We start from the raw sequence: 13,367 nt of genomic DNA, 5'->3' as shown, positions 1-13,367 counted from the left end.
GGATGGTTGATTCGGCCAGTTTCCGGCGTTCCGAACGACCGTGCAACCAGGGCAGGCGTCTAAATCTCAGCCGTTGCCCACGCGCGGCACCTGCTGCGTTGCAAAAGCGTAGAGCGCGTCGAGCGTTGCATCGGGCTGCTCGGTCATCAGCGCGTGGCCCGCGTCCAGCGTGACGGTGTCCACCGGCGTGCCGGCTTGCGCGAAGGCGTCGGCGAGGGCGCGCGCCGCGCGTGGGGGCGTCATCGCGTCGCGTTTGCCGACGATCAGGCGCACCGGGCAGCGCACCTTCGCTGCACTAGCGAGGCCATCCACGTAAGCGTTGCACGCCGCGAAATCCGTATGGAAAAGCTGCGGCTCGCCGCGTGCGGCGACACGCTCCATCAGCCGCTGGTTCATGCCGCGCAGCCAGAAACCGGGCCCGGGGCTCGACGGCTTGGCGGCGAGCGTCGAGTGCGACCACGCGTTGACGAGCGCGATCGCCTCCGGTTCGCGCTCTCGCGCGGCTTCGAGCAAGCTGGGCGCGACCGTCATCGGAAACGCGGTGGCGAGCAGGGCGATGCGCTGCGCGCGCTCAGGATGGCGGGCCGCGAATTCGAGCGCGATGAGCGAGCCCATGCTGTGGCCGGCGACGAAGGCCTGCGGCGCGTTCACCGCGTCGAGCAGCGCAGCCACCCAGTCGGCGAGCGCGCCGATGCTCGTGAGCGCCGGGCCCGCGCTGCGCAGGTGGCCGGGCAGATCGACGGCCAGCGCATTGAAGCCGTGGTTCGCGAAATAGCGCGACTGCAGCCCCCAGACGCTATGGTCGTGCTGCGCGCCGTGGACGAATACCGCGAACGGCAGCGCGGGGTCGATCGCGCGCGAGGCCGTGTAGGCATAGACCGGCTTGCCGGCGACATCGACGATCATGACGCCTCCCTGCCGGCGGCCTTGGCCTTCGACGCGTCCGCTTTCTGCGACGCCTTCAGCGCGCGCTTGAGGTCGTCGACCAGGTCGGCGGGGTCTTCGAGTCCGATCGAGAGCCGGATCGTGCCTTCTGCGATGCCGGCGGCGGCCAGCGCCGCGGCGTCCATGCGGAAATGCGTGGTCGAGGCAGGGTGGATCACGAGCGAGCGCGCGTCGCCGACGTTGGCCAGATGCGAGAACAGCGTGAGCGATTCGATGAAGCGCTTGCCTGCCTCGCGTGCCCCGCGCAAGTTGAAGCTGAACACGGCGCCCGCGCCGCGCGGCAGCAGACGTTTGGCCAGCGTGTAATCGGGATGGCTCGGCAGTTCGGGCCACGCAACCGATTCGACCGCCTCGTGCGCAGCGAGAAATTCGACGATGCGCCGCGCGTTCGCCACATGCCGTTCCATGCGCAGCGGCAGCGTTTCGATGCCTTGCAACAACTGCCAGGCGGCCTGCGGATGCAGGCACGCGCCGAAGTCGCGCAGGCCCTCGCGGCGCGCGCGCAGCAGGAACGGCGCGACCGTGCTTTCCTCGCTGAACACCATGTCGTGAAAGCCCGCGTAGGGCTCGGTGAGTTCGGGAAAGCGGCCCGACGCTTCAAAGTCGAACGTGCCGCCATCCACGAGCACGCCGCCGATCGTCGTGCCATGGCCCCCAAGGAACTTGGTGGCCGAGTGATAGACGAAATCCGCGCCATGCTCGAAGGGGCGCAGCAGGTAAGGCGTGGTGAACGTCGAATCGACGAGGAGCGGCACGCCGTGCTCGTGCGCGATGTGCGCGACGGCTTCGATGTCGAGTACGTCCAGGCCCGGATTGCCGAGCGTTTCGCCGAACAGCAGGCGCGTGTTGGGCCGCAGCGCCGCGCGCCAGGCGTCGAGGTCGCCGGGCTTCACGAAGGTCGTCTCGATGCCGAAGCGCTTGAGCGTGTAGTGCAGCAGGTTGTGCGAGCCGCCGTAAAGCGCCGCCGAGGCGACGATGTGCGAGCCCGCGCCCATCAGCGTGGCGATCGCGAGATGCAGCGCCGCCTGGCCGCTCGCGGTGCCGATCGCGCCCGCGCCGCCTTCGAGCGCGGCCACGCGCTCTTCGAACACAGCGACGGTCGGGTTCGAGATGCGCGAATACACGTGGCCCGCCCGCTCCATGTTGAAGAGCGCGGCGGCGTGGTCGGTGTCGCGAAACGAGAACGAGGTGGTGAGGTAGATCGGCGTCGCGCGGGCGCCGGTGGCGGGGTCGGGCGCCGCGCCGGCATGCAGCGCGAGCGTGTCGAAACGGCTATCGGGATTCGATGACATCGTGGCGGCGCGGCCGGCGCGAACCGGCCTGGTGTCGAAGGTGAAGGGCATCGTAACACCGGCGGCGGGGCGCAGGGACGCCCGGCCAGGCGTTTTTCGGGCCCGATGGAGGGCCGCCCGCGTGTCTGCCCGCGAGGCCGCGCGGGCGGCCAGTCTTGCGCCGGAAAACCTTTCGCCACGGGTTTCGGCAGACGTTTCGGAGCGCCGTGGACCGCCCGCCGCGCGGCTTTCCTTTTAACAATCTTTCCGCTAGGATCGAATGAGGTAGGCATCTTTTCAGCATTTCCCCCATTACTAGCGGCATTCCTGGAGACACATCATGCGTGTCAGCGACATCCTCAAGGTGAAGGGCAATACGCTCTTCACCGTCACGCCCGATACTGCGCTGCACGAGGCAGTCAACACCATGGCCGAGCACGATATCGGCTCGCTCGTCGTCATGGAGTACGGCGATCTGGTCGGCATGCTCACGTTCCGCGAGATCATCCTTACGCTGCGCGCGAACGGCGGCAGCGTCGGCACCACGACGATCCGCAAGGTCATGGACGATCATCCGATCACCTGCACGCCGGAAACCGAGGTCGACGAAGTGCGCCGCATGATGCTCGAGCATCACGTGCGCTATCTGCCGGTCATGGAAAGCCGCTCGCTCATGGGCGTGATCTCGTTCTACGACGTGGCGAAGGCCGTGGTGGAAGCGCAGGGCTTCGAAAACAAGCTGCTCAAGGCCTATATTCGCGACTGGCCGGAAGAGGAACGCCAGCCGGCGCGCTGAGCGCAGCCGTCCTTCCGTCCAACGCCTGGGTTGGTCAGCATGAAAAAGCGCGCGTCAGGCGCGCTTTTTCGCGTCTGGGCCTCACGAATTCCGTCAGTGCGACTCCTACTCGATGAACGATAGACCGATGCCCGCGGCGCAGCGCGACAAGCGCAAAGCGCACCATGAGGGTGATCACGCATCGCAATTCACGCTGCTGCGCCAGCGCCGTTTCGCGCCGTTTTTCTGGACACAGTTCCTTGGGGCGATGAACGACAACGTGTTCAAGATCGGCTTTACGTCGCTCGTCACGTATCAGGCTGCGCGGTTTTCCGGCGTCGATCCGAAGACGGTCGCGTTTCTGATCTCGGCCATTTTCATTTTGCCGTTCGTGCTGTTTTCCGCGACCTCGGGCCAGGTCGCCGACAAGTACGACAAGGCGATGCTCACGCGCTGGGTCAAGACCTTCGAGATCGCGGTCATGCTGATCGGCGCGGCCGGTTTCTGGATGCACAGCGCGCCGCTGCTGTATGCGTGCACGTTCCTGATGGGCGTGCATTCCACGGTGTTCGGGCCGGTCAAGTACGCGTACCTCCCGCAGCGGCTCACGCCCGAAGAACTGGTTGGCGGCAACGGGCTCGTCGAGATGGGCACGTTCGTCGCGATTCTGCTTGGCACGATCGTGGGCGGCGTGGCGGCGGGTATCGGGGCGATGGATCCCGCGTCCGCGCATGCCGACGCTGGGCCGCCGCTTGGCGCATGGTGGCTCGGCGGCATGTGCATCGTCATCGCGCTCGTGGGGCGTGTGGCCTCGGCTTTCGTGCCGCCGTGCGAGCCGTCGCAGCCGGATCTGCGCATCAACTGGAACCCGTTTTCCGAAACCTGGCGCAACCTGCGCCTCGCCCACGGCAACCGCACCGTGTTTCTGAGCCTGCTCGGCATCTCGTGGCTCTGGTTCGTCGGCGCGACGTTTCTGGCGTCCTTCTTCAATTTCGCCAAAGATGTGATGTCGGCCGATCCCGACGTCGTGACCGTGCTGCTCGCGATGTTCTCGCTTGGCATCGGCTCGGGGTCGCTGCTGTGTGAGCGGCTCTCGCGGCGGCGCATCGAGGTGGGCCTCGTGCCGCTTGGCTCGATCGGGATCAGCGTGTTCGGCATCGATCTCTTCTTTGCGAGCCATGCGTTGCCGGCCGCTTCGCATCTGCTTTCGGTGGGTGAATTCCTGCGTACCGCCGCGCACTGGCGCGTGCTCGCCGACCTGTTTCTGCTCGCCATGTTCGGCGGCTTCTACAGCGTGCCGCTCTACGCGCTGATCCAGAGCCGCAGCGCGCCCAGCCACCGCGCCCGCATCATCGCCGCGAACAACATCCTCAATTCGCTCTTCATGATCGTCTCGGCGCTCATGGCGATGGCGCTCACGTCCGCAGGCGTCGGTATTCCGGGCATTTTCCTCACCACGGCGCTGCTCAATATCGTCGTGGCGGCGTATATCTACACGCTCGTGCCCGAGTTCCTGCTGCGTTTCGTGGCGTGGGTGCTCGTGCACACGGTCTACCGCGTGCGGCTCGTGCACACCGAGCGCATACCGGCAGAGGGCGCGGCGGTGCTCGTCTGCAATCACGTGAGTTATGTCGATGCGATCGTGATCATGGCCGAGAGCCCGCGGCCGATCCGCTTCGTCATGGATCAGCAGATCTTCCGTTCGCCGTTCTTCGGCTGGGTGTTCCGTCACGCCAAGGCCATTCCGATTGCGCCCGCTCACGAAGATCCGGCTGCGCTTGCCGCTGCCTATGACGCGTGCGCGGCTGCGCTGGCCGAGGGCGATCTTGTCTGCATTTTTCCGGAAGGCAAGCTCACGCGCACGGGCGACATGAACCCGTTCCGCCACGGCGTGACCGAGATCTTGCGGCGCACGCCGGTGCCCGTCGTGCCGTTGGCGTTGCGCGGGCTGTGGGGCAGCGCGTTCTCGCGCTTTCCGGCATCCGGGCAGGACCGGCCGCTACGACGGGGTTTGACGAGCCGTTTGACGCTCGCGGTGGGCGAGCCGATCGCGGCGGCGGACGCCACGCTCGAGCGCTTGCAGGAGACGGTGGCGGAGCTGCGCGGCGCGCGGCGCTGACGCAAGCGGCATGCGGGGCACGCGGGGCGGCAGGCTGTGCCGCCCAAACCGGCGTCGCGCCGCCTTTTCGCCCAACCGAGCGGTCGGGCGTCGCCGCGCGCGGGCTGGCATAATGCTGGATTCCCCGATTCACTTTGGACGACCGCCATGTCCGGCAACACGCTCGGTACGCTTTTCACCGTCACCACCTTCGGCGAATCCCACGGTCCGGCCATTGGCTGCGTCATCGACGGCTGCCCGCCCGGCCTGGCGCTCACCGAAGCCGATATCCAGATCGACCTGGACCGCCGCCGCCCTGGCACGTCGCGTCACGTGACGCAGCGCCAGGAAGAGGACAAGGTCGAGATTCTCTCGGGCGTGTTCGAAGGGCGCACCACGGGCACGCCCATCGCTCTGCTTATCCGCAATACCGACCAGCGCAGCAAGGACTACGGCAACATCGTCGAGACCTTCCGTCCCGGTCACGCCGACTACACCTATTGGCAGAAGTACGGCATTCGCGACTATCGCGGCGGCGGCCGTTCGTCGGCACGCCTCACCGCGCCCACGGTCGCGGCGGGCGCCGTGGCGAAGAAGTGGCTGCGCGAGCGCTTTGGCGTGGAAGTGCGCGGCTACATGCGCGCGCTCGGCGAGATCGACGTGCCGTTCGTGAGCTGGGAGCACGTGCACGAGAACCCGTTCTTCGTGCCGAACGCCGACGTCGTGCCGCAGCTCGAGGACTACATGGACGCGCTGCGCAAGGACGGCGACTCGATCGGTGCGCGCGTGAACGTGGTGGCGAGCGGCGTGCCGGTGGGTTGGGGCGAACCGCTGTTCGACCGGCTCGACGCCGACATCGCGCACGCCATGATGGGCATCAACGCGGTGAAGGGCGTGGAGATCGGCGCGGGCTTCGCGAGCGTCGCGCAGCGCGGCTCGGTGCACGGCGACGAGCTCACGCCGAACGGCTTTCACGGCAACCACGCTGGCGGCGTGCTCGGCGGCATTTCGACGGGGCAGGACATCACCGTGTCGATCGCCATCAAGCCGACCTCGAGCATTCGCACGCCGCGCCGCTCGATCGACAAGGCGGGCGACCCCGCGACGGTCGAGACCTTTGGCCGCCACGACCCGTGCGTGGGCATTCGCGCGACGCCGATCGCCGAGGCCATGCTCGCGCTCGTGCTGATCGATCACGCGCTGCGCCACCGCGCGCAGAATGCCGACGTCGTCGTGACGACGCCGAAGATCGCGGCCAGCGACGAGTGATGTTCGCCGGTGCGGCGCGAGCCGCACTCGTTGCGCGGGCAACAAAAAAGCCGCTTCAGGCTGACACCTGAAGCGGCTTTTTTTCGCTTGCCGAACTTACATGTTCGGATAGTTCGGACCGCCGCCGCCTTCCGGCGTGACCCACACGATGTTCTGCGTCGGGTCCTTGATGTCGCAGGTCTTGCAGTGCACGCAGTTCTGCGCGTTGATCTGCAGACGGTCGCTGCCGTCGTCGTTCTTCATGAACTCGTACACCGCGGCCGGGCAGAAGCGCGCTTCGGGGCCCGCGTAGGTGCGCAGGTTCACGTTCACGGGCACGCTCGCATCCTTGAGCGTCAAGTGCGCGGGCTGATTCTCTTCGTGGTTCGTGTTCGAGATGAACACCGAGGAGAGCCGGTCGAACGTGAGCTTGCCATCAGGTTTCGGATACTCGATCGGCTTGCATTGCGAAGCCGGTTTCAGCATCTCGTGATCGCGGTGCTGGTGATGCAGCGTCCACGGCACGTTGCCGCCCAGCAGCTTCTGCTCGATGCCCACCATCAGCGTGCCGAGATACAGGCCCTTGCTCATCCACTGCTTGAAGTTGCGCGCCTTGTACAGCTCCGTGTAGAGCCACGACTGCTTGAACGCTTCGGGGTAGGCCGCGAGTTCATCGCTCTGGCGGCCGGCCTGCACGGCTTCGAACGCCGCATCGGCGGCCAGCATGCCGGTCTTGATCGCCGCGTGGCTGCCCTTGATGCGCGAGGCGTTCAGGAAGCCCGCGTCGTCGCCCACGAGCGCACCGCCCGGGAACACGAGCTTGGGCAGCGACATCAGGCCGCCTGCGGTGATCGCGCGTGCGCCATACGACACGCGCTTGCCGCCTTCGAGGTACTTGCGGATTTCCGGATGCGTCTTGTAACGCTGGAACTCTTCAAACGGCGAAAGGTACGGGTTCTGGTATGCGAGACCGACAACGAAGCCCACCATCACCTGGTTGTTGTCGGTGTGGTAGAGGAACGAGCCGCCATACGTATCGGATTCGAGCGGCCAGCCCGCCGTGTGGATCACGAGACCCGGCTGGTGCTTCGCCGGATCGATTTCCCACAGTTCCTTGATGCCGATACCGTAGACCTGCGGGTCCGAATCCTTGCCCAGCTTGAACTTCTCGTTGAGCTGGCGGCCCAGGTGTCCGCGGCAGCCTTCGCAGAACAGCGTGTACTTGGCGTGCAGCTCCATGCCGAGCTGGAAGTTCTCGGTGGGCTCGCCGTCCTTGCCGACGCCCATGTTGCCGGTGGCGACGCCCTTGACCGAGCCATCGTCGTTGTAGAGCACTTCCGCAGCCGGAAAACCGGGGAAGATTTCCACGCCCAGCGCCTCGGCCTGCTGGCCCAGCCAGCGCGTGACGTTGGCAAGGCTGATGACGTAATTGCCGTGGTTCTTGAAGTTGTCGGGCAGTGCCCAGTTCGGCACAGATTTAGCCCCCGTTTCGGAAAGAAAAAGGAACTTGTCCTCGGTCACGGGCACGTTCAGCGGCGCGCCCTGTTCCTTCCAGTCCGGCATCAGCTCGTTCAGGGCACGCGGATCCATGACCGCGCCCGAGAGGATATGCGCCCCGATTTCCGAGCCCTTTTCCAGCACGCAAACGCCGATTTCAGCGCCTTTTTCCGCGGCCAGCTGCTTCAGGCGGATCGCAGCGGACAGCCCGGCGGGGCCACCGCCGACGATCACGACGTCGTATTCCATCGACTCGCGTGGACCGTATTGCTCTAAAAGACTTGCGGGGGTCATCAATGCTCCTCTTGCCATTAGAATGCTTTTTTCGGGTTCGTATTGTCGGGTAACGTTCCCCGTGCCGCAACCCAAGAGGCTAACATTAGCACGACCGTTCTATTCTATGGCGTCAGATTTGGTGTGCCGGTCAGGCCGCGTTCTGGCGCTTATTCACCTCTGAACAGGAACCGGAAATGGGCCGTTCGATCAATCTGGAAGGCAAGGTCGCGATGATCACGGGGGCCTCCAGCGGGCTCGGCAAGCGCTTCGCCCAGGTGCTCTCGCAGGCGGGCGCAAAGGTCGTGCTGGCAAGCCGCCGCGTGGAGCGGCTCAAGGAACTGCGCGCCGAAATCGAGGCGAGCGGGGGCGCCGCCCACGTCGTGTCGCTCGACGTGACCGACTACCAGAGCATTCGCTCGGCAGTCGCGCATGCGGAAACCGAGGCGGGGACCATCGACATCCTCGTCAACAACTCGGGCGTGTCCACGACGCAAAAGCTCGCCGACGTCACGCCCGCCGACTTTGAATACGTATTCGACACCAACACGCGCGGCGCCTTTTTCGTGGCCCAGGAGGTCGCCAAGCGCATGATCATGCGCGGCAGCGGCGGCCCGAAACCGGCATACCGCATCATCAATATTGCTTCGGTGGCGGGTCTGCGCGCGCTGCCGCAAATCGGCCTGTACGCGATCAGCAAGGCCGCGGTCGTCCATATGACGAAGGCGATGGCGCTCGAATGGGGGCGTCACGGCATCAACGTGAACGCGATCTGCCCGGGCTACATCGACACGGAGATCAACCATCACCACTGGTCGACGGAGCAGGGGCAAAAGCTCGTCGCGATGCTGCCGCGCCACCGCGTCGGCATGCCCGAAGACCTGGATGGCCTGCTGCTGCTGCTCGCCGCCGACGAGTCGTCGTTCATCAACGGTTCGATCATTACCGCCGACGACGGCTTCGGGCTCACCTGAGTGCAGGCGAGTCCGGCCGCCGGCCGGCATTCCGTTTTTTCGCAACAGCAAGAAGTTGAAGTGCAATGAGTGACTACCACCCCGTTTTTGAGATGACCATGCCGATCCGTTGGGGCGACATGGACGCGTTTGGCCATGTGAACAACACGGTCTACTTCCGCTACATGGAGCAGGTGCGGATTTCCTGGTTCGAGCATCTGGGCGTGGCCGCGGAGAGCGGCGACGGCCAGGGGCCCGTGATCGTCAATGCTTCGATGGAATTCCTCAAGCAGTTGCATTACCCTGGCGACATCGTCTGCACGATGACGGTCGGCCAGCCTGGCCGCAGCAGCTTCGACACCGGTTTCGAGCTGCGCCGCGCCGACGAGCCCGACACGCTCTACGCACGCGGAAACGCGCGCTGCGTGTGGATCGATTACGCGGCGGGCAAGTCGGTGCCGATTCCCGACATGCTGCGCTCGACCATCGAGCATGCGGGCCTCGTCAAGTCCGACCGGGTAGGCTGAGCCTTACGTCGCAGGCGCGCGCCTTTACTGGCCGAGCAGCCGCTGCAGCAGCTCGGTGGCGTTGCCGGTGTCGTACTTGCGCATGAGGCGCGCACGATACACATCCACGGTGCGCGGGCTGATATCGAGAATCCGCCCGATCTGCTTGCTGGTCTTGCCGGTCACGAGCTGCGCGGCGATTTCGCGCTCGCGCGGCGTGAGCTCGATGGCCACGCGTCGCGTCGCGCTAAGGTCTTCAAACGTCCAGACGCCCGCCGCGTGCGGCTCGGCGCGGTCGAGCGAGCGCCCCGTAACGTGACACCAGAAGAGCTCACCGTTGGCGCGCTTCATGATGCGGTCGTCGGCGTAGCTGCCTTGCGCCGTCATGATCGGCGGGATGCGTGCGCCAATGCGCTCGAACTCGTCCGCAGAAGGGTAGAGCACCTGGAACGACTGGCCGATCAGCGTCTCGCGTGCGCAGCCGAAGATCGCGGCGACCTGGTCGTTGCAATCGACGATGGTGCGCTCGCGCGCAAGCACGAGGCCGATGGGCGCGAGATGGAACGCGGTCTGGTAGTCGAGAGCGGAGCGTTCGGCGGATTGGATTGGAGCGGCCATGGCGGACGGTGCGGGTATTGCTTTATGTAGTTTTGCGTATTGTGCCGCAACAGGGGGCCAGCGTACGCTTTGCACCCATCGGAGGGGCAGATTTCAAGGCTCGCGCAGCTCGTTAGAGCCCGTGCGAGCCGCCCGGCCGGGCTGCCGGCTTCACGGCAACGCCACCGGGGCATGACTAGAATTGAGCATCCGGACGCGCTCGACGTCCGCGCGACAAACCGGATTGGCGGATTTCCATTCGAGGAAGGGACACACTGATGAACAAGGTCTATAAAAGCGCGGCTGCCGCGCTCGAAGGCATCGTCAAGGACGGGCAGACATTCGCGGTTGGCGGCTTTGGCCTCTGCGGCATTCCCGAAGCGCTGATCGGCGCACTGCGCGATACGGGCGTGAAGGGCATCACCTGCATCAGCAACAACGCGGGTGTGGACGGCTTCGGCCTCGGCTTGCTGCTGGAGACGCGCCAAATCAAGAAAATGATCTCGTCTTACGTGGGCGAGAACAAGGAATTCGAGCGCCAGTATCTGTCGGGCGAACTCGAACTCGAATTCACGCCGCAAGGCACGCTGGCTGAAAAGCTGCGCGCGGGCGGCGCCGGCATTCCGGCGTTCTTCACGAATACCGGCTTCGGCACGCTGATCGCCGAGGGCAAGGAAACGCGCCAGTTCGGCGACAAGCACTACGTGCTCGAGCATTCGCTCACGGCCGATGTCGCGCTCGTGAAGGCGTGGAAGGCCGACAAGTCGGGCAACCTGGTCTTCCGCCGCACGGCGCGCAACTTCAACCCGATGTGCGCGATGGCCGGCAAGATCACCGTGGCGGAAGTGGAGGAGATCGTCGAGAACGGCGCGCTCGATCCGGACGCCATCCATACGCCGGGCATCTTCGTGCAGCGCATCGTGCTCAACGCGCACCCGGAAAAGCGCATCGAACAACGCACCGTGCGCGCCGCAGCCGGCAACGCCGCGAGCAACTGAGCAAGGAGACCGACCATGGCATGGAATCGTGACGAAATGGCCGCGCGCGCGGCGAAGGAACTGCAGGACGGCTTCTACGTGAACCTCGGCATCGGCCTGCCGACGCTCGTGGCCAACCACGTGCCCGCGGGCATGGAGGTGTGGCTGCAGTCGGAAAACGGCCTGCTCGGCATCGGCCCGTTCCCGACCGAAGAGGAAGTGGACGCCGACATGATCAACGCCGGCAAGCAGACCGTGACGACGCTGCCGGGTTCGTCGATTTTCTCGTCGGCGGACTCGTTCGCGATGATTCGCGGCGGCCACATCAACCTGGCGATCCTCGGCGCCATGCAGGTGAGCGAGAAGGGCGACCTGGCCAACTGGATGATCCCCGGCAAGATGATCAAGGGCATGGGCGGCGCGATGGACCTCGTGGCGGGCGTTGGCCGTGTGGTCGTGCTGATGGAGCACGTGGCAAAGGGCGACCAGCACAAGATTCTCGACGCCTGCACGCTGCCGCTGACGGGCGTGGGCGTGGTCGACCTCATCATCACCGATCTCGGCGTGATGGAAGTGAGCGATGCAGGTCTGAAGGTGACCGAGCTGGCGCCGGGCGTGACGGTGGACGAGATCAAGGCCAAGACTGGCGCGCCGCTCGATGTGAGCGCTGTGAGCTGAAAGTCGTAGCGTTAGCACGATTGGCGGCGGGCGAGACTTCGGTCTCGCCCGTTTCGTTTTGGCCGTGCTTTTCGGTGCGGGTTGCGTGCGGCTTTGCCACCGATGCCGCGCGGCAAAGCCGTTTACAATCGGCCGAAAGTCTTGATGCGCCTTCGAGCGAGGATCCCGCGATGACCGAATCGACCGCTGTGCCGCGCCAGCAATATGTGCAGTGCCTGAGTCCCGCGGGCCTGCACCGCATCGCGTACACCGAGTGGGGCGACCCCGCCAATCCGCGCGTGCTCGTATGCGTGCACGGACTCACGCGCTCGGGACGCGACTTCGACCGCTTTGCCGCTGCCATGGCCGACGAATACCGTGTTGTCTGCCCCGACGTGGCCGGGCGCGGTCTCTCATCGTGGCTGCTCGACCCGCGCGGCTACGGCGTCGCGCAGTACCTCGCGGACATGGTTACGTTGATCGCGCGCACCGGCGTGGAGAAAGTCGACTGGTTTGGCACCTCGATGGGCGGCCTGATCGGCATGGCGCTCGCGGGGCTGCCGGGCTCGCCCATTGGCCGCATGCTGCTCAACGACATCGGGCCGCATATCGAACCCGCGTCGCTTGCTCGCATCGGCGAGTACGTCGGGCAAGGCGGGTCTTTCGCTACGCTTCAGGAAGGCATCGACAACGCGGCGCTTCTCGCGGCTTCGTTCGGCCCGCTCAGCGCCGGGGAGTGGCGCGAGATCAATACGCCGTTGCTGCACGAAGTGGACGGCCAGTGGCGCTACCGCTACGACCCGCGCATTGCCGAACCCTTCAAGTCGACCACGCCGGAGCAGAACGAAGAGGGCGAGAAGTTTCTGTGGCGCTCGCTCGCTGCGTTCGAGGGGCCCGTGCTTGTCGTGCGCGGAGCGCTTTCGGACCTGCTTTCGCGCGAAACGGTCACGAAGATGGTCGAGACCGGGCGCAACGTATCGAGCGTCGAAATCGAGGGCGTCGGGCATGCGCCCGCGTTCCTCGCGCCCGACCAGATCGCGATCGCGCGCCGTTTTTTCGACGGCGAGGGCCTTCGCGCGTCATAATATGAGATTCGCCGGCATATTCCGGTGCGCTTGCATGCGCGCTGGCTCGCGCCGGCCCGGAAGTCGATCGTTTTTCACTTCTCAACAGGAATTTTCATGGCAGTCATTCGTCACCACGTTGGCCCGCGTCTTTCGGAAACCGCCATCCACAATGGCACCGTCTACCTGGCTGGCCAGATCGCCGAGGACACGAAAGAGGACATCGCCGGCCAGATGCGTGAAGTGCTCGGCCACATCGACCGCCTGCTGGGCGAGGCGAACAGCGACAAGTCGCTGCTTCTCTCGGTGCAGATCTATATCGCCGACATGAAGGATTTCCCCGGCATGAACGCCGAGTGGGACAAGTGGGTTGCGCAAGGCGCGACGCCGCCGCGCGCGACGGTCGAAGCGAAGCTCGCGAATCCGGAATGCCTCGTCGAGATCGTCGTGGTGGCTGCGCAGCGCGATTGAGTGCAAGTCGTTCAGTCGGCGTAGTTTCACCGAGT

13 protein-coding genes are annotated in these 13,367 nt (G+C 65.4%); 9 read left to right on the top strand and 4 right to left on the bottom strand.

The window, feature by feature from the left end:
- Positions 1–66: 66 nt before the first annotated feature.
- Together U5A52_RS13080 and U5A52_RS13075 are read right to left on the bottom strand one after the other, a co-directional pair.
- A complete protein-coding gene (locus tag U5A52_RS13080) occupies positions 67–906 on the bottom strand; it encodes an alpha/beta hydrolase (RefSeq protein ID WP_321934959.1) in 840 nt (279 codons plus the stop codon).
- Positions 903–2,237, bottom strand: coding sequence for an O-acetylhomoserine aminocarboxypropyltransferase (locus U5A52_RS13075; protein WP_321934997.1), 1,335 nt, complete (start codon positions 2,235–2,237; stop codon positions 903–905). The genes U5A52_RS13080 and U5A52_RS13075 overlap by 4 nt, the downstream gene beginning before the upstream one ends.
- A 319-nt stretch (positions 2,238–2,556) precedes the next feature.
- Between U5A52_RS13075 and U5A52_RS13070 the strand changes: the two genes are divergently transcribed.
- From U5A52_RS13070 to aroC, 3 genes are all read left to right on the top strand, one after another.
- Positions 2,557–3,012: a CBS domain-containing protein gene (locus U5A52_RS13070; protein ID WP_028214657.1), complete on the top strand. Its 456-nt coding sequence runs from the start codon at positions 2,557–2,559 to the stop codon at positions 3,010–3,012.
- A 112-nt stretch (positions 3,013–3,124) separates the two neighbouring features.
- Positions 3,125–5,110 (top strand): MFS transporter, encoded by a 1,986-nt coding sequence (locus U5A52_RS13065; protein ID WP_321909109.1) that lies wholly within the window; start codon positions 3,125–3,127, stop codon positions 5,108–5,110.
- A 147-nt stretch (positions 5,111–5,257) separates the two neighbouring features.
- Positions 5,258–6,358, top strand: coding sequence for a chorismate synthase (aroC, locus tag U5A52_RS13060; protein WP_321909107.1), 1,101 nt, complete (start codon positions 5,258–5,260; stop codon positions 6,356–6,358).
- 96 nt (positions 6,359–6,454) lie between these two features.
- On the opposite strand, the gene U5A52_RS13055 is transcribed toward aroC, so the two are convergent.
- A complete protein-coding gene (locus U5A52_RS13055) occupies positions 6,455–8,128 on the bottom strand; it encodes an electron transfer flavoprotein-ubiquinone oxidoreductase (protein WP_321934958.1) in 1,674 nt (557 codons plus the stop codon).
- Positions 8,129–8,304: 176 nt separating this feature from the next.
- Between U5A52_RS13055 and U5A52_RS13050 the strand changes: the two genes are divergently transcribed.
- Positions 8,305–9,081: an SDR family oxidoreductase gene (locus U5A52_RS13050; protein WP_321909103.1), complete on the top strand. Its 777-nt coding sequence runs from the start codon at positions 8,305–8,307 to the stop codon at positions 9,079–9,081.
- A gap of 65 nt (positions 9,082–9,146) precedes the next feature.
- Positions 9,147–9,587, top strand: coding sequence for an acyl-CoA thioesterase (locus U5A52_RS13045; protein WP_321909102.1), 441 nt, complete (start codon positions 9,147–9,149; stop codon positions 9,585–9,587).
- Positions 9,588–9,611: 24 nt separating this feature from the next.
- Here the strand turns inward: U5A52_RS13045 and U5A52_RS13040 are convergent, their stop codons facing one another.
- A complete protein-coding gene (locus tag U5A52_RS13040) occupies positions 9,612–10,184 on the bottom strand; it encodes a LuxR C-terminal-related transcriptional regulator (protein WP_321934957.1) in 573 nt (190 codons plus the stop codon).
- Positions 10,185–10,441: 257 nt separating this feature from the next.
- On the opposite strand from U5A52_RS13040, the gene U5A52_RS13035 reads away from it, so the two are divergent.
- From U5A52_RS13035 to U5A52_RS13020, 4 genes are all read left to right on the top strand, one after another.
- The gene (locus U5A52_RS13035; protein ID WP_321909099.1) at positions 10,442–11,161 is read left to right on the top strand and encodes a CoA transferase subunit A; all 720 of its coding nucleotides are present in this window, start codon (positions 10,442–10,444) and stop codon (positions 11,159–11,161) included.
- Between the two features lie 15 nt (positions 11,162–11,176).
- On the top strand, positions 11,177–11,818 hold the full coding sequence (locus U5A52_RS13030) for a CoA transferase subunit B (RefSeq protein WP_321909097.1): 642 nt from the start codon (positions 11,177–11,179) through the stop codon (positions 11,816–11,818).
- A 170-nt stretch (positions 11,819–11,988) separates the two neighbouring features.
- Complete coding sequence (locus tag U5A52_RS13025; RefSeq protein ID WP_321909095.1) at positions 11,989–12,882, top strand: alpha/beta hydrolase; 894 nt, start codon at positions 11,989–11,991, stop codon at positions 12,880–12,882.
- 96 nt (positions 12,883–12,978) lie between these two features.
- Positions 12,979–13,332: a RidA family protein gene (locus U5A52_RS13020; RefSeq protein WP_158757491.1), complete on the top strand. Its 354-nt coding sequence runs from the start codon at positions 12,979–12,981 to the stop codon at positions 13,330–13,332.
- The last annotated feature ends 35 nt before the right edge of the window (positions 13,333–13,367 follow it).

Source organism: Paraburkholderia sp. J8-2, from assembly GCF_905220195.1.
In the GTDB taxonomy this organism is placed as follows: domain Bacteria; phylum Pseudomonadota; class Gammaproteobacteria; order Burkholderiales; family Burkholderiaceae; genus Paraburkholderia.
The sequence above is the reverse complement of the archived record's forward strand: the minus strand, read 5'-3'. Positions and strand labels throughout refer to the sequence as shown.